The organism is Sulfolobus acidocaldarius DSM 639, from assembly GCF_000012285.1.
Taxonomy (GTDB): Archaea; Thermoproteota; Thermoprotei_A; order Sulfolobales; family Sulfolobaceae; genus Sulfolobus; species Sulfolobus acidocaldarius.
The window spans coordinates 480,052-499,525 of the sequence record NC_007181.1; the positions used below are offsets into that span (position 1 = coordinate 480,052).

The 19,474-nt window shown below is 34.7% G+C and carries 27 protein-coding genes and 1 tRNA gene; 2 read left to right on the forward strand and 26 right to left on the reverse strand.

Annotated elements, in window-relative coordinates; genetic code table 11:
- Positions 1–64: 64 nt before the first annotated feature.
- From SACI_RS02850 to SACI_RS02935, 18 genes are all read right to left on the reverse strand, one after another.
- The gene (locus SACI_RS02850; RefSeq protein ID WP_011277494.1) at positions 65–1,078 is read right to left on the reverse strand and encodes an isocitrate/isopropylmalate dehydrogenase family protein; all 1,014 of its coding nucleotides are present in this window, start codon (positions 1,076–1,078) and stop codon (positions 65–67) included.
- A 9-nt stretch (positions 1,079–1,087) separates the two neighbouring features.
- Complete coding sequence (locus SACI_RS02855; protein ID WP_011277495.1) at positions 1,088–1,690, reverse strand: DUF447 domain-containing protein; 603 nt, start codon at positions 1,688–1,690, stop codon at positions 1,088–1,090.
- A gap of 85 nt (positions 1,691–1,775) precedes the next feature.
- A complete protein-coding gene (locus SACI_RS02860) occupies positions 1,776–2,498 on the reverse strand; it encodes an HAD family hydrolase (RefSeq protein ID WP_011277496.1) in 723 nt (240 codons plus the stop codon).
- A 7-nt stretch (positions 2,499–2,505) separates the two neighbouring features.
- On the reverse strand, positions 2,506–4,719 hold the full coding sequence (locus SACI_RS02865; RefSeq protein WP_015385460.1) for an elongation factor EF-2: 2,214 nt from the start codon (positions 4,717–4,719) through the stop codon (positions 2,506–2,508).
- A gap of 198 nt (positions 4,720–4,917) precedes the next feature.
- Positions 4,918–5,628 (reverse strand): 3'-flap repair endonuclease Xpf, encoded by a 711-nt coding sequence (gene xpf / locus SACI_RS02870; RefSeq protein ID WP_011277498.1) that lies wholly within the window; start codon positions 5,626–5,628, stop codon positions 4,918–4,920.
- A gap of 25 nt (positions 5,629–5,653) precedes the next feature.
- The gene (locus tag SACI_RS02875; RefSeq protein WP_011277499.1) at positions 5,654–6,031 is read right to left on the reverse strand and encodes a prefoldin subunit beta; all 378 of its coding nucleotides are present in this window, start codon (positions 6,029–6,031) and stop codon (positions 5,654–5,656) included.
- Complete coding sequence (locus SACI_RS02880) at positions 6,028–6,261, reverse strand: hypothetical protein (RefSeq protein WP_011277500.1); 234 nt, start codon at positions 6,259–6,261, stop codon at positions 6,028–6,030. Before SACI_RS02880 ends, SACI_RS02875 begins: the two co-directional genes overlap by 4 nt.
- Positions 6,239–6,766 (reverse strand): Brix domain-containing protein, encoded by a 528-nt coding sequence (locus tag SACI_RS02885; RefSeq protein ID WP_230937987.1) that lies wholly within the window; start codon positions 6,764–6,766, stop codon positions 6,239–6,241. The genes SACI_RS02880 and SACI_RS02885 overlap by 23 nt, the downstream gene beginning before the upstream one ends.
- 1 nt (position 6,767) lies before the next feature.
- Complete coding sequence (locus SACI_RS02890) at positions 6,768–6,980, reverse strand: 50S ribosomal protein L37ae (protein ID WP_011277502.1); 213 nt, start codon at positions 6,978–6,980, stop codon at positions 6,768–6,770.
- A gap of 10 nt (positions 6,981–6,990) precedes the next feature.
- Positions 6,991–7,821 (reverse strand): exosome complex protein Rrp42, encoded by an 831-nt coding sequence (rrp42, locus tag SACI_RS02895; protein WP_011277503.1) that lies wholly within the window; start codon positions 7,819–7,821, stop codon positions 6,991–6,993.
- 3 nt (positions 7,822–7,824) lie between these two features.
- The gene (rrp41, locus tag SACI_RS02900) at positions 7,825–8,556 is read right to left on the reverse strand and encodes an exosome complex exonuclease Rrp41 (protein ID WP_011277504.1); all 732 of its coding nucleotides are present in this window, start codon (positions 8,554–8,556) and stop codon (positions 7,825–7,827) included.
- Complete coding sequence (gene rrp4, locus SACI_RS02905; RefSeq protein WP_011277505.1) at positions 8,522–9,271, reverse strand: exosome complex RNA-binding protein Rrp4; 750 nt, start codon at positions 9,269–9,271, stop codon at positions 8,522–8,524. Before rrp4 ends, rrp41 begins: the two co-directional genes overlap by 35 nt.
- Before the next feature lies 1 nt (position 9,272).
- Positions 9,273–9,974: a ribosome assembly factor SBDS gene (locus SACI_RS02910; RefSeq protein ID WP_011277506.1), complete on the reverse strand. Its 702-nt coding sequence runs from the start codon at positions 9,972–9,974 to the stop codon at positions 9,273–9,275.
- 17 nt (positions 9,975–9,991) lie between these two features.
- On the reverse strand, positions 9,992–10,720 hold the full coding sequence (gene psmA, locus SACI_RS02915; protein WP_011277507.1) for an archaeal proteasome endopeptidase complex subunit alpha: 729 nt from the start codon (positions 10,718–10,720) through the stop codon (positions 9,992–9,994).
- A gap of 97 nt (positions 10,721–10,817) precedes the next feature.
- Positions 10,818–11,240 (reverse strand): Rpp14/Pop5 family protein, encoded by a 423-nt coding sequence (locus SACI_RS02920; RefSeq protein ID WP_011277508.1) that lies wholly within the window; start codon positions 11,238–11,240, stop codon positions 10,818–10,820.
- Positions 11,237–11,788, reverse strand: a complete 552-nt coding sequence (locus tag SACI_RS02925; protein ID WP_011277509.1) for an RNase P p30-like protein — start codon at positions 11,786–11,788, stop codon at positions 11,237–11,239. The genes SACI_RS02920 and SACI_RS02925 overlap by 4 nt, the downstream gene beginning before the upstream one ends.
- The gene (locus SACI_RS02930) at positions 11,763–12,197 is read right to left on the reverse strand and encodes an RNA-binding domain-containing protein (RefSeq protein WP_015385462.1); all 435 of its coding nucleotides are present in this window, start codon (positions 12,195–12,197) and stop codon (positions 11,763–11,765) included. Before SACI_RS02930 ends, SACI_RS02925 begins: the two co-directional genes overlap by 26 nt.
- Positions 12,194–12,847, reverse strand: a complete 654-nt coding sequence (locus SACI_RS02935; protein WP_011277511.1) for a 50S ribosomal protein L15e — start codon at positions 12,845–12,847, stop codon at positions 12,194–12,196. Before SACI_RS02935 ends, SACI_RS02930 begins: the two co-directional genes overlap by 4 nt.
- A gap of 63 nt (positions 12,848–12,910) precedes the next feature.
- Between SACI_RS02935 and SACI_RS02940 the strand changes: the two genes are divergently transcribed.
- Positions 12,911–14,113 carry a redox-regulated ATPase YchF gene (locus tag SACI_RS02940; RefSeq protein ID WP_011277512.1) on the forward strand — a complete coding sequence of 401 codons (1,203 nt, stop codon included), beginning with the start codon at positions 12,911–12,913 and terminating at the stop codon, positions 14,111–14,113.
- Here the strand turns inward: SACI_RS02940 and spn are convergent.
- The 8 genes from spn to SACI_RS02980 are packed head-to-tail and all read right to left on the reverse strand — an operon-like array spanning position 14,103 to position 19,191.
- Positions 14,103–15,320 (reverse strand): bifunctional sugar-1-phosphate nucleotidylyltransferase/acetyltransferase, encoded by a 1,218-nt coding sequence (gene spn / locus SACI_RS02945; protein ID WP_011277513.1) that lies wholly within the window; start codon positions 15,318–15,320, stop codon positions 14,103–14,105. The genes SACI_RS02940 and spn overlap by 11 nt on opposite strands.
- 11 nt (positions 15,321–15,331) lie before the next feature.
- Positions 15,332–15,925: a 30S ribosomal protein S3ae gene (locus SACI_RS02950; protein ID WP_011277514.1), complete on the reverse strand. Its 594-nt coding sequence runs from the start codon at positions 15,923–15,925 to the stop codon at positions 15,332–15,334.
- A gap of 24 nt (positions 15,926–15,949) precedes the next feature.
- On the reverse strand, positions 15,950–16,657 hold the full coding sequence (trmJ, locus tag SACI_RS02955) for a tRNA (cytidine-2'-O-)-methyltransferase TrmJ (protein WP_011277515.1): 708 nt from the start codon (positions 16,655–16,657) through the stop codon (positions 15,950–15,952).
- Positions 16,632–17,234 (reverse strand): HemK2/MTQ2 family protein methyltransferase, encoded by a 603-nt coding sequence (locus SACI_RS02960; protein WP_011277516.1) that lies wholly within the window; start codon positions 17,232–17,234, stop codon positions 16,632–16,634. Before SACI_RS02960 ends, trmJ begins: the two co-directional genes overlap by 26 nt.
- Positions 17,186–17,854, reverse strand: a complete 669-nt coding sequence (locus SACI_RS02965) for a 16S ribosomal RNA methyltransferase A (RefSeq protein WP_011277517.1) — start codon at positions 17,852–17,854, stop codon at positions 17,186–17,188. The genes SACI_RS02960 and SACI_RS02965 overlap by 49 nt, the downstream gene beginning before the upstream one ends.
- A complete protein-coding gene (locus SACI_RS02970; RefSeq protein ID WP_011277518.1) occupies positions 17,851–18,477 on the reverse strand; it encodes a DUF655 domain-containing protein in 627 nt (208 codons plus the stop codon). Before SACI_RS02970 ends, SACI_RS02965 begins: the two co-directional genes overlap by 4 nt.
- A 37-nt stretch (positions 18,478–18,514) precedes the next feature.
- Positions 18,515–18,859: a DNA-directed RNA polymerase subunit F gene (locus SACI_RS02975; RefSeq protein WP_011277519.1), complete on the reverse strand. Its 345-nt coding sequence runs from the start codon at positions 18,857–18,859 to the stop codon at positions 18,515–18,517.
- A gap of 20 nt (positions 18,860–18,879) precedes the next feature.
- Complete coding sequence (locus SACI_RS02980) at positions 18,880–19,191, reverse strand: 50S ribosomal protein L21e (RefSeq protein WP_011277520.1); 312 nt, start codon at positions 19,189–19,191, stop codon at positions 18,880–18,882.
- Between the two features lie 195 nt (positions 19,192–19,386).
- Here SACI_RS02980 and SACI_RS02985 point away from each other — a divergent pair.
- Positions 19,387–19,470: transfer RNA gene (locus SACI_RS02985), tRNA-Leu, on the forward strand.
- Positions 19,471–19,474: the final 4 nt, after the last annotated feature.

Genomic DNA, 19,474 nt, shown 5'->3' on the forward strand with positions numbered 1-19,474 from the left:
GATATCTGAGGTCGAGATAATTCAACTCACCTGGTAAAAATTACATAGAAACGTTATTTAAAGATTAACCTATTTTACTCCGTATTGCGCTTATCATTTCATCTGTTGTAGAACTTCCACCTACATCAGGCGTTAGATATTTCCCTTCAGAATACACTGAATATATAGCGTCTCGCAAAGATTTAGCTGCATTATTGTATCTTATGTCGCCCGAGAGTTCTTGCATTCTATCTAACATCATTCCTACTGATAAAAGGAAAGCAGTGGGATTAGCTATATTCTTGCCAGCAATATCGAATGCTGCACCATGTACTGGCTCAAACAAAGACTTCCTGTCACCGATATTAGCTGAAGGGGATATACCTAGACTACCTGCTATTTGGCCTGCCTCATCACTTAATATATCGCCGTAAGTATTCTCAGTAACTATTACATCGAATGCTTGAGGATTCCTAACTAAGTTTGCAGCAGCAGCGTCAACATACATTTCAGAATACTCCACTTTTCCTTTCAATACATTTCTACATGATTCCGCAAACAACCCATCTGTAATTCTCATAACATTCGATTTATGGACACAAACTACCTTTTTCTTTCTTCTCAATGCTTGATTTAGTGCAACTTGAGCTATTCTTGTCGAGGCGGCGCGAGTTATAACTTTAATACCCACTGTAACTCCATCAGAGATAACATGTTCTAAACCCTTGTATAGGTCTTCTGTATTCTCTCTAACTACTAAGATATCAACATCTCCGAATTTATTTTCTAGACCAGGAAGAGATTTAGCAGGTCTTAAATTTGCATATAAATCGTACATAAGTCTTAGCTTAACTACAACATCAGCAGCAGTCTCGCCCACGGGACCCTTCAAAATCATATCAGCTTTCTCTATTACTCTTAATGAGTCTTTAGGTAATGCATCACCGAACTTATTTTTAGTAGTATCTCCAGCTTCTACCTCAATATATTCTATGGGGAGACTGAATTTTTCATTTAACCTAGCTAATATGGTTTTTGATTTGCTAACAACTTCCGGACCTATGCCGTCCCCTTGAATTAATGCTACAACAAAACCCATAATTACATCTTACAGAGAGATTTTATATCCCTTATCTTCAAGAATTCCAATTAATTCCTGTATAATACCCGATAAGTTAGGCGAAAGTCTCTTAATAGTTTTAATTTCATATTCAATTACAGGTAAATATTGTTTAATTTGATCTTGAGAATATATATGTAGTCTAGACATATGAACTAATAAATCAACTAATAGAAAATCTCCTCTACTCAAAGCCTGGTGAACAGGGGCATTACTTACGACATGTAACCTATTATATTTAAAGATGATAGGATTCTGATCCCTGCTTATAGGAGTTAACTCAGATAAAATAACCAGAGAGTTCTCGAGAACAGGAACTTCCTCCATTAACCTAAATCTAAGTTTATCAATATTATTTGTAAACCCGTAGTAGAATTGAAATGGGTCTAATGTTATATTTATACTACACTTATTATTCTTCATAACATTTTGAAATGTGAGTGTATCTTCATATATCCTTGATTTAAGTTCTTGTCCTTCTCTTATGATCCCAATAGGTGATAAATTCAATCTTACACCATTAGTCCCTAGTATTACCTCATAGTATCCGTCATGAGGAAAAATAAAATCCAACAGATTATCATCAGCCATTTTTAGAATGTATATTTCTGATAGGAAAAAGAATTTTCGTCCCTTAAGTCCGTTTAGAAGCTAAAAATAATTTCAAAACCAATAATCAAAATAGCTCTTCGACTTCCCTAAGATTATTTACTACATAATCAGCATAGAGTTCTGCGAACTTAACCTTATTTTTTCTATCCACTAAGATGGATTTAAGACCAGCCTTCTTAGCGGCTAAACAGTCCTTTATAGGATCATCTCCAATCATTAGGCATTGAGATGAGAATAAACCAAATTTCTCACAAGATATTATAAATGGTTGAAGGTCTGGCTTGGGTTTTATATTGTTTTCTCCACCTATAACTATAATATTAAAGTAGTGTAATAGTGGAAATCTTGATAACCTAAGCCTCTTATCTCCTCCCTCTCCATCGCTATTAGTTATTATCCCTAATCTAAATCCCTTCTTTTTTAAATATTCAAGTAAGTCCAAGGCATCCTCATAAGGAGTATTCTGCGAGGCTATACTCCAATATAACTGAGTCCACTGATATAATTCCTCAGATTCCGCCGAAACGTTTAATTGATCTAGAACTGATTTCCACCAGGACTTTCTGTCATATATGCCGTCCTCATTCATTTTCTTTGCTCTAGAGATCACTAATTCTGTTATTTTATCTTGACTTATTTCAGATGAATAATTATCTTTAACGAAATTATATATATCCTTGGCTACCATATGCAGAGCATTATCTTCTACTTCATCAAAAGAAACTAATGTATTATCAAAGTCAAAAAAAATTGCTTTAACGTCCCGAAATAAATTATTCTCCTCCATAAAGAAATCACGATATGAAATCTTCAACTTTAGGCAACTGCTTGGGCTTTCCTTTTCTTTCCCTAATCTTCATAATTAGATCTACTAATATTGAATCAGGAACCGGTGCCCATCTGCTAAACTCTGTACCCCAGAAGGCTCTTCCTGCGCTTGATGCTCTTAGCTCGCTTGCTAACTCAAAAGACTCACCAACAGGTATTTCAGCATATACCCTTGCCACATTTCCAGTTTGAACTACATTTATAACCTTTCCTCTCTTTCTTGTAATAACAGCGGTTACATTCCCTAAATACTCCATTGGTATTCTTATATCTAATTTCTGCAATGGTTCTAACAATGTTGGTTTAGATGTTAGAATGCCTGCAAATATTGCATTCCTAACCGCAGGATATAGCTGTGCAGGACCTCTATGTGCAGGATCTTCGTGTACTACAGCATCATGCAATACGACTTTAACCCCTCTTACAGGCTCAAACGCAAGGGGTCCTTCTTTCATTGCAAGCCTAAAACCTTGAAGCAATGTATCCATTATTTCCCTTAGGTGTTGAACACCGCTAGTGGCATCTATAAAGACATTTATATTCTCGTCAATAGCAACTATTTTCTTTGCCTCATCGTAGTCCCATTCAGCCTGATCTCTCAAGATTTTAGCCATCTCCTTATTATCCATATCTTCTTTTATTGTTCCGTTCGCTATTAGATCTATAGTCTGGTTGTTCAATGGTTCTACACTTATATATAGCTTGTTGTGTTTGTTAGGAGACTTACCCTCAAAAACCTGACTCTTGTTCCTTATACTCTCTCTGTAGACTACTATAGGAGGAGTTGTTACTACATCTAATCCATAATTCTCCTTTAGTAACTGCAACGAAACTTCTAAGTGAAGGAATCCCATACCTGACAGTAAATATTCGCCTGTCTCTTCATTTATCTTTACTACTAAATTAGAATCTTCTATGCTTAATTTCCTCAAAGCGTCTATCATCTTTGTTAAATCTTTAGGATTCCTAGGTTCTACAGATATGGTGACTACAGGTTCTGATATATAATGTAACTTCTCAAATGAGCCAAGAACACTGTCCTTAAATCTAATATCAACTCCTGTTTCTCCGGATCTTGCAGCATCCATTCCCAGAGCCGCAGCAATATTACCTACAGGTATTTCTTCAGCTAACTCCCTTATTGCACCCATGTATAAGCTTACTTGTAATATCCTCTGCTGCCTCTTAGCATTCACTAACCAAACTTCTTCTCCTGCTCTTAAAGTACCTGAGAATACTCTACCTGTAGCTACTAAACCAGCGTGAGGATCAACTTTCATATCGTTTATCATCATAACTATTGGACCATTTGGATCGGCGTTAATCATTGCTTTGGCTATTTCACTATCCAAATCACCTTTCCAGATTTTGGGAATTCTATACTTCTGGGAATCTCTTGGGTTAGGTACAAACTTTATTACTGCATCTAACAATGCCTCGTGTATAGGCACCTTACTTGCCAGTTCTTCAATCTTAGCTTTATCGCCACTAGTGTAAGCATTCACTACATCACTAAATTTAACTCCTCTTTTTCCAGCCATTGGCACACTAAAGCCCCACTTATCCTTAGCTGAACCAAAGACAACGTTTCCTAGCTCCGGCTTTATCTTCCACTGATCTTTAAACTCAGGCTCACCATATGTCTCTATTAGGTTATTAACTTCTATAATCAAATCTATTAATCTCTTCTGAATTTCTTGAGAACTAAGCTTAAGCTCTTTTATGAGTCTGTCTACTTTATTTATAAATAATATAGGTCTTACCCTTTCTTCTAAACTTTGCCTCAGAACAGTTTCCGTCTGTGTCATTATTCCTTCTACGGCATCAATAACCACTATAGAACCGTCTAAAACTCTTAAACTTCTGGTAACTCTACCACTGAAATCTACGTGTCCTGGCGTATCAATCAAATTGATTACATAACCTTTTCCATCTATTTCGTGATACAAACTAATGTTTGCTGCTTTTACTGTAATTCCTCTCTGTTGCTCTACTGATAGATAATCTAATGCAAGCGCTTCTCCAGCAACTTTTTGTGAAATTATTCCTGATGCAGCTAAAAGTGTATCACTAGTAGTTGTCTTACCGTGATCAACGTGTGCTATAATCCCTATATTTCTTACTCTTGTAACATCTTTCATTAAACTAAGCACTTGTTCAACAGTCTTATATCTTGGCAAGGTCTAAATCACCAGTTTACGAATAGTAAGTTAACTTTTAAGTATTAAAGTGTGTTGGATTTAGATTGATATACTCATAATCTAGAGAATCTAAAGAACTAATATAAGTAGCTAGCTATTTTATACTTAAAATTATAAATATATAGATATTTTAATGAAACATAATTTAGTCTATTGAAATGGGTATAGATATGCCACTTAGTCATTATTATTTCTATCCTCAGCAAGGAAATCTGCTAAAGACACATTTTTCTTAGTACCGTTATCAGATGAGTATGCAGTGTGTAATACTTTGTATATTTCTTCTGCTCTTTTTCTACTTCCTAATGCTTTCTCAAGATCCGATATAGAAGCTTTACAAATATTCTCTATTGTATTAAACTTTTCCAATAGTTTTTTTGCTAATTTTTCCCCTACATTTGGCAATGACTCCACAACATATAGTTGAATGTCCTTAAGATTCTCGAATTTAGGTTTATCATGAAGATTTATACTTCTAAAATTAGATTTAGCAGAAATTTTTTCAGCTAATTTATATAAAACTTCTGCAGAATCTTTCTTATTTAACGAAAACAGGACTCTTAAATCATAGTCAATAATCGCACTAACTAAAGCAGAATTAACGGCTTTCCATTTAGTTGTTATGAACCTAATTTGACTTAGATCGCCCTCAATTAAAATATATGGTTCCTTGTAACTTTCACTTAATCTGCTCAACTGATCGAAAAAACGCTTATCAAAAACAGAGCTAACAAGATCTTCCACACTCTTTCTCTCTATTCCTATTGTCTCAGAAATAACGTAATCCGCTACAGTTAAATTCTCGAATATAACAACAGCACCAAGCTCCCTTAAAAAATCTGGGACATTACTAGCCTTTTCCCTATAATCGGCATAAATTCTTAACACAAAATAGTAATTTACCTTAAATTAATTAAGCCTTTGCCCCTGCCCCTCTCTGTGGGTAGTATTTAGATAACATCTCATTTACTTTCTTCTGCTTCTCCTCCAACTGTGTTCTCAACTTAGTTTCTTGATTCTGATATGTCCTAGACCTTAATTCCAATATGGTTTTTTGATCATCTAGTTCTTTCTCTACATTATCCTTGTTTACCTTTACAAGTAAATTGCCCACTATCTTGTAAATAATTGTATCAGAAGGTAATTGTTTTAATTCATCTAAAACCTTATTTACCTCTCTCAACTGACTATCAATAACACTTCTTTCTGCTATAACTCTGTTCAACTGCTCTTGAAGCTGTTGTAGTTTAACTAACTCTGTTTGGAGTTCAGGTGGAAGTCTCTCAGTCATGCATTTTTCACCTTATTCAGAGTCTCTAGTATTGTATATATCCAAGATATATAAGAGTTTATCACAGCTCTACCTCTGCTAACGGAGTTAGATGTTATAGTTATAGTTCCCAACTTTTCATTTATACTTACTACTCTTTCGTCCACCTTTTCAACTAAAATAGATCCAAATAGTATATCCTTGAGATTCTGGTCTACTTCCTTCAATTCAATATTTATTAGAACCTTCATCCACCAAAAATCTAATAGTAGGACCTATTATATTATTATGAGCATCTAAGAACTTCACTTCATAAATATTTTTGTCATTTATCTTTTCAATATATCTACCATTTACATATGATTCACAATTCTCTACTCCAGTATACCCAAGATTCATGAATAAGTTTTTAACAAGAGTGTTAGATAATTCTCCTATACAACCTACTCGTATTTTTTTACTCACAATTTTACTTTCTCTACCTCCTATCTCCTTAAGTAAAGTTATACCTTGTATCTTAATATCAAATTCCCTAATAGACGTATACGTATTATACACTAAGAACCTTCCAGGATTTCCTTTGCTAGAACTTACTATTACTATGTACGAAGCTCCATATAATCGAGATCTCTTAAAGATATCATCTAAACTTTGTCTACCCCTATTTATTTTAAAGGAATCGGGAATTATATAAGAAAGCTCGTTTAAAAAACTCCTTATACGCGATGAAGAATCTCTACTTGAGGTCAACAACACCCTAATAGGGTGTATAAGCAAGACCTGCCCACTTTGTTTCGCATTTTCTACAGTACCATATTCCGGAAGCAATTCTGACTACTTTACCCGTAGTCTTACAATAAGGACATTGGTGTGGCATATATCTTCTTTCCATGACCTCTTTCCATTTCTTCCTTGTAGATGATCCATATCTGGCTCCAAATCTCCCTGCAATACCAGTTACTCTACCCATTTTCAATCACTTAATACAAGTTTATCTGCTTTTTAAGCTCTTCGAACAAAAATTGAGATGTAGCTCTTGCTGTACTTTCCATTGCGTCTATTTCTTTAAATGTCAAATTGCCAGAATAATTTTTCTGCAATCCAACAATTGTGCCTTCTTTCGTATATGAAATTGAAAGCTTAGCATCTGCTATACTTTCTTCATCCAAATTTGGATCAACCACAACGTACTTGCCTATCTTTGCCGTGGTCACAGTAACTACAGGATAATTAACTAAAGGTATACTTAGCCTTTCTTCCTTATTTATCTTTATTTCGTCGCCTTCTACTTCTACTTTGGGGAGTTTTGTGTCATAAATCGCAGCTATAGAAGCTAGCATACATGCGTCTAGTATATTTCCGTCATAATCAAGAACGTATACATCAACCCACAATGTCCATACTTTCTTCCCTGGCGCAATAACTAATTTTGAAAGGTCAATAGCTTTTGAATCTCTTAAACTACGATCAACTATTCTAGCTAGCTCTATGGAATTCTCATCTGGTGGACCAGGTTCAAATGTTTCATAGGCTAATGGTAATAGCTCAACGTTAACAATTAAGTTACCTTGATTGGGTGTATCGGGGTAAGGAGAGTCTTCCTCTAATTTAACTCCTGCTAATACTAGTGTGTTACCTAATTTTACTAGTGCTGAGCCTTCAGCTTTTTTAGCATAACCCAAAGTTACCTTTAATTGTCTATACTCATTAGGCTTCCTTCCGTCTAATCTAACTCCCCTCTCCAATGCAGATAGTATCATGTCTTTTTTAACGGTCGGAACTATATTTTGATTTGAAGGAGTAATTGACATGTATTATTCCTCCTTATATTCTAAATACTTATTTTTCAATGCTTCTTTTTGTAATGCATATATACTAGAGATCCCTTTTTGTGCAAGCTCAAAGGCTCTTCTAAATTCATCAGGTGTCATAAATCCATTTAACTGTAACAATACTACCTGACCCAATGATGGCAAAACAGCAATAGGCATATCAGCCTCACCCCACATATCTTCCTGCTCATTCAGATCTAAAACTAATGAACCATCTGCTTTACCTACAGCAACGCCTGCAATTAAATCTCTCATCGGAATTCCCGCATCTGCAAGAGCCATAGACGCTGCCATTAAAGCGACTAATCTAGTTCCCGCATCCGCTTGAAGAACTTCCATAAATATATCTATAACCGTTCTAGGAAACAAATTTAATAGTATAGTGGATTCCAACGCTTCTCTAATAACTTTTGAGAGTTCGATTTCTCGTCTACTTGGCGCTGGGTTTTTCCTTTCGTCAGTAGAAAAAGGAGTCATATGATATCTGACTCTTAGTGATGCTTTATCAGGTAGAGCTAGATGTCTCGGATGCATTTCTTTAGGTCCGTAAACTGCAGCAATTACTTTTGTATTACCCATTTCAAATATTGCTGAACCGTCAGCATTCTTTAATACTCCTAACTCAATCTTTATAGGCCTTAGCTCATCAAGTTTTCTTCCGTCAGTCCTAAGGCCGTTTTCAAGTATTAGCTTCGGTTTTTGGAGCTGAATCATTTCTGATCACGCCTAATTTTTGTTTCAAAAAGTTTCTAATTCTTTCTGTTAGACCTTTAGTGTGAGACTCACTTTGTATGATATTAATTGCTTCTATTAAAGCTTCCTCTATTAAATTATTTGCGCATTTAATATGTATCCTACCGTTCTGTGCAACGAATATTTCACAGCCACTTTCACTTGTCAGTACTTCTATCATACTTCTGTTTTTACCAATAACTCTGGGAACTTTTACCGGCATAATATCCATCACAGTTCCTAAAGGTATTCTACCCAGACCTTTACCCTTAACTGTCAAAACTGGGCTTATTGTTCTATCAAAAGCTTCTATCTTGGCTATCACGTAATCTCCTACATCCAAATATCTTCTCACATCTTCCCCAGGAGAAATTGGTCTTCCTAGTAAAGATGAAGCAGGTAAATAAGCGCTATAAAAAGATTTAATATCAATTACCCACCCGTATATTTCTATATCTTCAACTAAGCCTATTATTGTATCTCCAACTTTTGGATAATATCTTGATGATTCTAGAGGTATTACCTCAAATATACTTCCATCCTTTACTGTTATGAGTCCAGTAATAGCAGAATAGTACTTACCATTAACTTTATAGTAATATGGCGACCATGGTACTTGAAATTCTCCTTCAGCTATCAGATCTCCTGGGGTCACTATGCTACGATCTTCAAAATATATTTTATTTGCCTGACTCATATTACTTAACCTGCAAAATTTTAACTTCTACTTCTCCTTTAGTTAAAGAATTTAACTTATCTATAACATCTTGTTGAGCACCTGCGGGTATTTCCAGCTCTGCAATCAATGTACCGTCGTTTAGCCAATTACTTCTTTTTACTTCTCCGAGGTTAGCCAATTGAGATTTTATCTTACTACTGAATTTTGGACCTACCTTAATTTCCATTAGGGCTCTAGCTATTCTTATAGGAATTAGTTTTGCTAACTCTCTAACTATCTGTAATGCCTGTGCTTCTACATCCTTGTTAGGATCAATTTGAATTCTCGCTTGCTCCATAGCTAATTCTATTCTCGTCCTGGGAATAGGTAAATTTGTCTTAGGATCTATTGAATTCCTGGAGATATAGTCAATAATTTGTTTTCTCTTGTTTTCTAATATTTCTCGTCTTTGCTCAGCCGTTAAAGGTATTTCCCCTTTAAGTATAATTTGCTTTGCTATCTCTTCAAAATCTAATGTACCAAAAACTTTTTTTAAAGAAGAAGGAGATGCCTTTAAACCTTTTTTTATGTCTTTGTAAATTGTATCAGAAACCACTGCGTCGGAAATACTCACACTTTTTCCGTTCCTTAAATCCATAGCCTCCTTAGGCTTAACTAATATCTCAAATCTCTCTCCACTATGTTCATACCTTGCTATCACCATTTCGTCTTTTTTGGTCATAAATGTAGAACCACCCCTTATATCTTTTGCAAAAGATCTGACCTTTCTTCAGTAGTTAATTTCTTAAATGTGCCTGAATCTACATCAGCATAACCTATTTCAACGCTAGAATAGTTTAGCTTTTCTCCTGGTTTCAAGGTAGCCATTAAAGCCCTCAGAGCTAATAATATAGTTGACTGAATATCTAAATCCTCCTTATAATTCTTCTCTAAGTACTCTGTTGCAGTATAACCCCCTTGACCTATTGCGACAGCATAGTAAGGCATGAACTGACCACTTGGCTCTGTCATTAAAAGCTTCGGCTGTTTACCCTTATCTATACCACCGACTATCAATGCAACTCCAAATGGTCTTACACCGCCATGCTGAGTATAAGCTTGTTTAACGTCAGAGATAACTTTTGTAAGGTATTCAATACTGATCGGTTCGTCATATATCAATCTATGTTGAAGAGCTTGTGATCTAGCATAATCTATTAGTATTCTACCATCTGAAGCTAAGCCAGCAAAGGTGCATCCTACGTGATCATCTAACATAAATATCTTCTCTATTCCGTCAACGTCAAGTAGTTGTGTTGCCTTTCTTTTTTCAGCTAATAAAACAACTCCTGACTTTGTTTTCACGCCTAAGGTAGTCCATCCTCTTTTTACAGCTTCAAATGCATAGTCTACCTGATAAAGAGATCCGTCTGGTGAAAATATTGTTATTGCTCGATCATATCCCATCGCAGCTGGACCTAAAGCCAACTTTTGTAACCCCAAATATGGATTACAAACTGTTGGTAAAAAGTGTTATTCAGCTCGTCGCGTTGACATCATACTGCAGACTGGAGCGGCGTCATCATCAAATACCTATTAGTTTCTTTGCCCTTTTTAAACTTCCTGTTGTCCTTTTTGGAGCAAGTAGAACTTCCACTCCATTGATAGACTTGACATAAGGTAAGCTAGCTAAAACTAACTTATACCCAGCTCTAGTACTTGATATAATACCAAAGTTCCCATGAATAAATACAACCCTAGGATTAGCGATTTCAAGCCACACTTTACCACCTAATTCTTTAACCGCGTTCCGTATATTCTCCTCTAATATTTTTTCTCCTAAATTTTCGATATTACCTATAATTTCAATGATTATATATCGTTTAACTCTAAGATTATTAGAAGTCTTTAATTTCTTAAAATATATAGCTTTATTTCGGGCAACAATAACGAGTAAAATAGATAAAACGGCCAGCCAAATAAATATTATTAAGTATAAAAAGTTCAAACTTGGTTCACCTTAAATTGAGATATAAGTTCTAAAGGAGTATTGCAAACCCAATTCAATGCATCAGACTCAGAAGCTCCTAGTGATGTTAGTAGTGAAATTTTAGAGTAAGGGCTCCACACTTCATTGAACTTAGCTGCACATGATGAAATTAATGGAAATCTTATCCATCTACTAGACCATGTAATCAGTCTGTATATCACGTCAAACGTCACTTCATTAAGTCTTACCTCTACGAATTTATTATACTGTGATATGAGACTTAACATGGTTTTTTTAAAGAGAGATAAATTGTCTCTGCCCAATATAATTGCATTTACTCTATGATCAATTATTGCTGATTTCAATGCGTCCAAAGACAATGGCTTTACAAAAATAGTAGCCTTAGGAGTAGATTTTAGAGCGTTATAAAGGGCCTTTGTGTTGTTACATACTATAGTGAATCTTCTTAGGCTCTGCTTACCATCCTCAGATAAAAAATAATCATAACCAAGCCTTTTAAGAAATGGAAATAAATCAGAATTAAGAACGCATGGCTCTACTAGCAAATTTTCTCAACTCTTCAGATATATTTTCATGTCTTTCTTTAAAACTAATGATAATTTTTATTACATCATCGCCTTCTTTCAGATAGATCTTATTGTCATAAATTAATCTCTGCTTATCTACTCTTATGTGAAGCTTTGTACCATCTAACCTCGTATTAAGAGTGGATATAAGAATAGCTAGATCAGCCTTATCCAAGGCGTTAATTAGTTTATTGAAAGCTTCAATTGCCAATTTACCTTTAATTTTAATTTCTGTTACAATAATACGATTTCCGTAATAACCTTGCACTACTCTACTCGCAAAATCACCACTTTGAATATTAAAGAAAGAGAAGATTGAGGATAATATTCTATCTTTGTTTTCTGTTTCATGACAAAATACCGAAATAGAAATTTCAGATATCTTCATTTCCCAGGAATCTTCCTTCCACTATGTTGTAACCTGTAATATCTTGTGGCTTCGTGTCTCCTCTTTAGTTGTCTCTCTTTCTGCTTCTTTTTCCATTTTCTTTGTACTGTACCCTTGAGACCTCTAGATTTAGTTAGTCCTCTAGACTTTTGTCCAGCACTAGTGAGTCCTCTAAACACTCTCTTTCTATTTACAGAGTCTTGAAGCCATTTTAACTCAGGGTCAGATCTAATAACTGGATGAGAATAATCAACCATAATTACCTCATAGTACTTATACATTCCGTCTTCTGCCACATAATAACTTCCAAGTACTTCTAGGTTAGGGAATTTTCTTGCAGCTCTTTCCTCGGCTATCCACCTGTATCCTTTTGATGGACCGTATCCGTAAACACCCATTCTCTTAGGTCTTCTGCCACTATTCGGCCTTGGCTTGTTTAGTCCACCTCTCCTCACTCTTACTCTAACCATCACAAATCCTTGCTTAGCCTTATATCCCAAGGCTCTTGCTCTGTTCAGCCTAGTTGGTCTATCTATTCTAGTAATTGCAGGTTGTCTTCTCCATTCTATTAACCTTTTTCTTAAAATTGATCTCCTCCAATCTTTGTTTTGCCATGTTTGTTCTATATAATGATACATAGATAATGTCATTTCTTACCTACTGAACTAATTCATAAATACATATTAATAAATGTAATTGCCCAAAAATATTAGATGATAACTGTAGGTTTGATAGGCAAGACAAATGTAGGCAAGAGTACATTCTTTTCCGCTGCTACACTTATAGATGTGGAAATAGCGAACAGACCATTCGTCACTATAAATCCAAACATAGGAATAGCATATGTGAGAGATACTTGTGTACATACTGAGGTAAACGTAAAGTGTAATCCCAGAAATTCCGTAGATATGGACAATTACAGATATATACCGATAAAACTAGTCGATGTAGCTGGACTAATTCCTGGTGCTCACCAAGGGCGTGGTCTAGGTAATAAATTCCTAGATGATCTACGAAAAGCTGATGTTTTGATACATGTGATTGATGCTAGTGGATCCACAAATGAGGAGGGATTACCTATCCCTACTGGAAGTAGAGACCCAGAAGAGGACATAAAGTTTGTTATTAATGAAATTGAGGAGTGGTTTTACTCTATAGTAACAAAAGATTGGCAGAAATTTGCGAGGACCGTGGACCTTGCGAACAAAGATCCTGAGGAGGAGTTATTATCAAAGCTCTCCGGTTTATCAATTAACAAATTTCATATAGTTAGTGCATTAAAGGAAACTAAATTGGAGAACCTGAAGTTAATGCAGTGGAGCGAAGATGATTTACGTAACTTTACACGAAAACTGAGAGAAATTTCAAAACCTATTGTTATAGCAGCAAACAAGGCAGATATAAAAGAGTCGAGAAAATTCATAGAAAAACTAAAACAAAAGTATCAGTGGATAGTGCCGGTAAGCGCAGAATCAGAACTCGCCTTACGCAGAGCTTCAAAAGCAGGTCTAATCAAATATCTCCCAGGAGATAATCAAATAAAAATCCTTAAAGAACTTAATCAGAAGCAGAGAGAAGCATTAGACTATATACAGACAAATGTCATTGATGTGTATGGAGGTACTGGTGTTCAGCAAGCTATAAACATTGCAGTATTAGATGCATTACAAATGATAGTAGTATACCCGGTGGAAGACGAAAAAAGATATACAGACCATAACGGAAATGTCCTACCAGATGCTATACTAATAAAAAGAAATTCAACGCCCAAAGATCTAGCTTCAGTTATACATACTGAATTGGCTAAAGGATTTCTTTATGCTATAGATGCAAAAAAGAAAATAAGGGTCGGAGAAGATTATAAGTTACAACACAGGGATATTATTAAAATTGTTTCGTCTACTGCTAAGCCTTAAAAAACTCTCCCTGATTCACGTCTCTATTTACGACAGATCCAGGATAAATTTTTGCATATGCACCTATCTTAATTCCTGGAAGAATGGTGACATTAATTCCTGTTCTTACATGATCTCCTATTATAGCTCCTAATTTCTTCCTTCCACTACTTACTCTTTGACCCTTTACGTTCATCTTGATCTCTTTTTCGTCGAATCTTAAATTTGCTATAACTGTCCCTGCTCCAAAATTTACATCTTCGCCAATTACAGAATCACCCACGTAACTGAGATGAGGAATCTTAGAATTTTCCATAACTATAGATTCCTTGATTTCAGTATGTGTGCCGATTTTAACATCATTTAGAAGCACTGTATATGGTCTAATGTATGAATGAGGACCTATATGACAACCTTTACCTATATATGTAGGTCCTTCAATGTAAGAGAATGACCTAATCTCTGCTCCTTCTTCAATTATCACCTTACCCTTTATTTTAACAAAATCCTCTACGTTACCTACATTTTTACTATAGAGCAGATTATCTAGTGCCCATTTATTAACACTTAAAATATCCCAAGGTCTACCGATATCTATCCAAAATCCCTCATATTTTAAAACCTTCACTTTAGAACTTTTAGACATCAAGCTAACTGCGTCAGTAAGCTCTAGCTCTCCCCTAGGTGATTTAGAAATCTTTTCTAAATAATGAAATATATCTGGCCCTAATTTATATATGCCACCATTAATTAGATTACTAGGAGGATTTTCAGGCTTTTCAATTATTTCCTTTAACTCGTTATTATGATCTGCAACAAGAACGCCGTAATCCTTAGGATTTTGAACTCTAACTCCTAAGATAACATTTTCAGACTCCTCTCTTATCACTTTTTCTATAATTCCTAAATCTCCTAAAAATACATCCCCATACATTAGTAGTATATTTTCGTTTCCGGATACACTATTTCTTACAGCATTCAAGGCTGCTGCTGTACCTTTACCTTCATTTTGAATCACCAATTTAACTAAACTTCCTATCCTGCTTTCAAAGTACTCCCTATATGCATTATTTACTACTATGATTATATCCAAGTTTAACTTTCGTAATTCTTCAATTACATAAGAAATAAGTGGTTTACCAAGAATAGGAATAAATTGTTTAGGTCTAGTTTGAGTTACCGGTTCCAGCCTTTCTCCTGAACCTGCCGCAAGAATTACTGCTTTCATTTAATCTATGCTTATACTTTAGGAGCTTTAAGTAATTTAGTCTTCTCAATTTCAACTTTTCTCAGCGGATATATCTTCTTAGCTTCTTGGAATATGTCATTGGATAATTTGCCAAATATTACGTCTTGAACAAATTGATCAAAATCGCTTTCCTCTGCTTTCTTCCTAGTAATATCTGAAATGACTTTTCTAATTGCAGTCTTTTGTGATATATGAGCTCTATAAGTTGTTAACACCAAGCCCTTTACCCTTAACATATAGCCGTCTTTTGTGGTTACATCAACTACTGCATTTATCTTTGAGCTCTTCCTTCTTACCAAAGATCTAATGTAATCTCTAGATAATTCATGCCCATAAAATATAGTGCTGAGTTTATCTCCACTTATATTACCTAAAATCTTGAAATATAGATGTATATATACTAGGTTATAATCCCCTGTAAGATCATATAAAGTAACCTCTATTTTTCTACTTAAAGCCTTATTAATATCATATGCTGGAGTGCTACCTAACAGAGCTTCGCCGAAAACCTTAGGAGCAGTAATTACATACCACTTCTTAAGTTTCCATTTGTCCCTGATCGTTGAGCTTGATTTCGAAGACATGACTAAATGTTATTCAAGCATTATTTATAAAAGTTTATCACTCTCATTTTCCTTCTTTGCTAACCTAACGTAGATTTTTCGCAGTATCCTAACTATGGTCATAGCTTCTTCATTATCTTCTATGCCTTTAATTAGAACTCTCTTTAATACAAGGTACATACTTTTTGTTGCTTCTTTGTTAACTAGAATATCTGTGATCTTCTTAGAGTAGTCATCAATTAGTTTAATAGGTTCAGACGATACAGTGGGAACTTTGTTATCTCTGTTTCTCCATAGCTCATACAGTACTATCCCTACTGCGTGCGAAAGATTTAGAACAGGATATTCTGGGTTTGCTGGTATAAATAATAGAAAATCCGATTTAGCTATCTCTTCCCTGGTTAAACCTACACTCTCCCTACCAAAAATAAATGCAACCTTCTTATCCTTAATGAGGCGCTCCAAATCTATAGGTCTTATTGACTTACGTAATAAATCTCCTTTAATATCGGCTATACTCGAAGTAGCAATTTTTAGGTCTACATCACGTATAGCGTCATCAAAATTGTTGGTTATTTTCATCATTTTTTCTATTACTTCACTACCCTTCGCTGAAAACTTAATGGCTTCATTGATATCACATTTTGGATTTACTACATAAAATTCATCTATTAGGAAATTTTTGACTAAACGAGCTATAAATCCTAAATTATATGCACCCTCAGGTTCAACTATTACTAGCCTGATCGTCATTTTTTATCAGCTCCAAACCAATTAACCTTTCCAGACCTATCTTTATTTCCTTTCTGCTAGATATTATGAACCTTTCCTTCAAAAAAGACATTAATTTATCTTCATCCGATAAAGATGAGTAAACTACGTAGGCTCTCCCAGCCACAACCTCACTTAAGAAGGATAATAAAATATCAATACCACTCTTTCCTCCAGACCAACTATAACCTAACCAATTGTCATATTCTTCAAATGGAAGGTAAGGAGGATTAAATATAGCAACATCAAACTTCGTATTTCTTATACAATCTAATAAGTAACAATTAAGTACGTTTCCGCTGAATCCGTTTGATTTAAGTGTACATAGAGTAGCATCTGCAGCATTAGGGTTGACGTCTATAGATAGAACTCTCTTTGCACCTAATTTTAAGGCATGCAAAGATAGAATACCGGTTCCACTACCCATATCTAAAACAGTTTCTCCATCTTTAATCTTTATCATTTCCATTATTAATTCTGTATCTTCAGCTGGAATATATACATCATCGTTCAGACAAAGTTTATACCCATGGAATGTAATAAATCTGTTATCTCCCATGGCTTAAACTCCCTTACCTTCTTATTATTTCGTAATTCAAAATTATAACCACATAACGATAATGCGTTTTTAAGACTCTTGTTTCTATATTTACTAATACATTCTATAATTTCACTTATATTTTTATTATATTTTCTCGTCCTATCAAATACAACCAGTTGAGAAAAAACTTTAGGATTGGGTGAGAATGCGCTTGGTGGTACAATGTCAAACAGTGATATTTTGTAGTAATAATTTAAAAGGTAAGATATTGATGTAGATTTTGAAGTAATTTTATCTATAAAATCTTTCTGTACTATAAGAACTAGTTTTCTAATATTATCTAGCTTTATTGCCTCATGAAAAAAGTCTGTTGTTATGTAATAGGGCAAAGAGGATACTACTTGGCCTCTAGTGGTTGGAAGATATCTTCCATCTCCTATTATAAGTTGATAATTTCTTAAGTGATTGATAAGAGAAACGTCTATTTCAATCGCAATATCGGGTTTAAGAAATTTTGTAATAACACCGTTGCCAGATCCAATTTCTATTACGGGTCTTGTAGAATGATCTACAAGAGAAATAAGTTTCTTTATAATACTAATGTCATTTAAAAAGTGCTGTCCTAACTTATTCTTCATCGTAGTCTCTCAAGGTATCCTACATATATTGGTTTTTCTACTACTTTCTTTATTTCTTCAACAGGATAGACGAACAAATAGTATTTTTCCCCTCCTTGTAATTCCTTTATTATTCTCTCCTCTAATATGTTGACCACGTCCTTCACACCAATCCTTGATTCGATATCCTTATAGGAAGTGAACAACTGTTTCCTTCTCTCCTCAAGAATGATTCTGAGAGTTTTCTTACCAATATTAGGTAGTAACTCTAATGCATGAAGTTTAAGAGTTAATGGCTCTGCAGTATTAAAGAATTTAACGAAAATTTCCTCCTTTTGCAAAATTATATTTCTTAAAACTTTAACTAACTCCTCTCTGGCTACTGTGGTTAAATCCTCATATATTACTAAATTATCTATCTTTAATGGAGTTGAGCCTAACTCGACCCTCTGTTCCAGTTGAAACTCAAATTTGGAATCTAATGGCGATGCCTCCATGAGCATAAAATAATCTTCGCCGATTAATTGCACAACAGGCTTATTCCTATGATATTGATGCTTGTCTAATGGATTACCCTGTCTCAAATAATCTAATATATATCCATAGTTCTCCAACTTTTCTTTGACTTGTTTTCTCCTCTGCATACAAGATATAATAATATTTTTAAAGTAAAAAAATATCTCAGCTCTCCACGTACTTTTTAATAATCTCAATAATTTTCTGAATCTGCTCAGTACTATAGATTGTAGATGGGTCAATCACAAGAACTGATCTTACTTCTTCTACAGTAGTTGGGCAAATACTTGCCAACACAGCTCTTACGTCCTCTCTCTTTACAATCTCTTCTAGTTCCTTCATAATTTTAGATGCAGAATCCTCATCACATCGTGATATGGAATTCAAATAATCAAATGTTTTTTGAATTAAATTAGAAGAACTACCCGTATCTATAAGCTCCTTAATGTATTTCTTAGCTATAGAATAAGGGACAAAATGCTCTTCAATAGTTTTAAGTGAATATGACAAAATAATTTCACCTTAAAATATTATCTTTTTTGTATTCCATTAAATGGAATTAAGTGCTCTGGTCTAACTATAAGAACTCTTTCCTTATCACCTATATTTACTTTTACCTCGTATGCTTTCCCTCTCTTTCCAACAACTAGACCAACTTTACCATGATACCTTCTATGAGGCATACCTTTATGTATAGAAGGATTTATTTTAACAACCACGTACTCTCCCTGTGAATAATCATGCATTAATAAGCTTAGTTTCGGTATAGCGCCCTTTTCTCTCACTTTTTTTTCTAATAATTTTCTAGTTTTCGATCTGTAACCCTTTGACCTTGCTACCAATCTAATTAACCCGTAAAAACTACTACTTTAACCAAATTAAGATTTTTGATTATCAGCTTAGGGCAACTTTCATACATATAGAAGTAGTTTTGACGAATAGGTTTACATAATTCAATTTGTTCAATTTTATATGAAGACCTTGTTACAAGAGAGCGAAAATATTTTAAATAATAGAGGCGTTTACTATTCTTAGTTGCGGGGGTGCCCGAGCAGGTCAAAGGGGGCGGACTTAAGATCCGCTGGCGTAGGCCTGCGTGGGTTCAAATCCCACCCCCCGCACTGT

Coding starts and splice junctions, on each gene's coding strand:
- SACI_RS02850 (WP_011277494.1), bottom strand. CDS start 1,078: ATGGGTTTTGTTGTAGCATTAATTCAAGGGGACGGCATAGGTCCGGAA.
- SACI_RS02855 (WP_011277495.1), bottom strand. CDS start 1,690: ATGGCTGATGATAATCTGTTGGATTTTATTTTTCCTCATGACGGATAC.
- SACI_RS02860 (WP_011277496.1), bottom strand. CDS start 2,498: ATGGAGGAGAATAATTTATTTCGGGACGTTAAAGCAATTTTTTTTGAC.
- SACI_RS02875 (WP_011277499.1), bottom strand. CDS start 6,031: ATGACTGAGAGACTTCCACCTGAACTCCAAACAGAGTTAGTTAAACTA.
- SACI_RS02880 (WP_011277500.1), bottom strand. CDS start 6,261: ATGAAGGTTCTAATAAATATTGAATTGAAGGAAGTAGACCAGAATCTC.
- SACI_RS02890 (WP_011277502.1), bottom strand. CDS start 6,980: ATGGGTAGAGTAACTGGTATTGCAGGGAGATTTGGAGCCAGATATGGA.
- rrp42 (WP_011277503.1), bottom strand. CDS start 7,821: ATGTCAATTACTCCTTCAAATCAAAATATAGTTCCGACCGTTAAAAAA.
- rrp41 (WP_011277504.1), bottom strand. CDS start 8,556: ATGATTCAGCTCCAAAAACCGAAGCTAATACTTGAAAACGGCCTTAGG.
- rrp4 (WP_011277505.1), bottom strand. CDS start 9,271: ATGAGTCAGGCAAATAAAATATATTTTGAAGATCGTAGCATAGTGACC.
- SACI_RS02910 (WP_011277506.1), bottom strand. CDS start 9,974: ATGACCAAAAAAGACGAAATGGTGATAGCAAGGTATGAACATAGTGGA.
- SACI_RS02930 (WP_015385462.1), bottom strand. CDS start 12,197: ATGAAGATATCTGAAATTTCTATTTCGGTATTTTGTCATGAAACAGAA.
- SACI_RS02935 (WP_011277511.1), bottom strand. CDS start 12,847: ATGACATTATCTATGTATCATTATATAGAACAAACATGGCAAAACAAA.
- SACI_RS02940 (WP_011277512.1), top strand. CDS start 12,911: ATGATAACTGTAGGTTTGATAGGCAAGACAAATGTAGGCAAGAGTACA.
- spn (WP_011277513.1), bottom strand. CDS start 15,320: ATGAAAGCAGTAATTCTTGCGGCAGGTTCAGGAGAAAGGCTGGAACCG.
- SACI_RS02950 (WP_011277514.1), bottom strand. CDS start 15,925: ATGTCTTCGAAATCAAGCTCAACGATCAGGGACAAATGGAAACTTAAG.
- trmJ (WP_011277515.1), bottom strand. CDS start 16,657: ATGACGATCAGGCTAGTAATAGTTGAACCTGAGGGTGCATATAATTTA.
- SACI_RS02960 (WP_011277516.1), bottom strand. CDS start 17,234: ATGGGAGATAACAGATTTATTACATTCCATGGGTATAAACTTTGTCTG.
- SACI_RS02965 (WP_011277517.1), bottom strand. CDS start 17,854: ATGAAGAATAAGTTAGGACAGCACTTTTTAAATGACATTAGTATTATA.
- SACI_RS02970 (WP_011277518.1), bottom strand. CDS start 18,477: ATGCAGAGGAGAAAACAAGTCAAAGAAAAGTTGGAGAACTATGGATAT.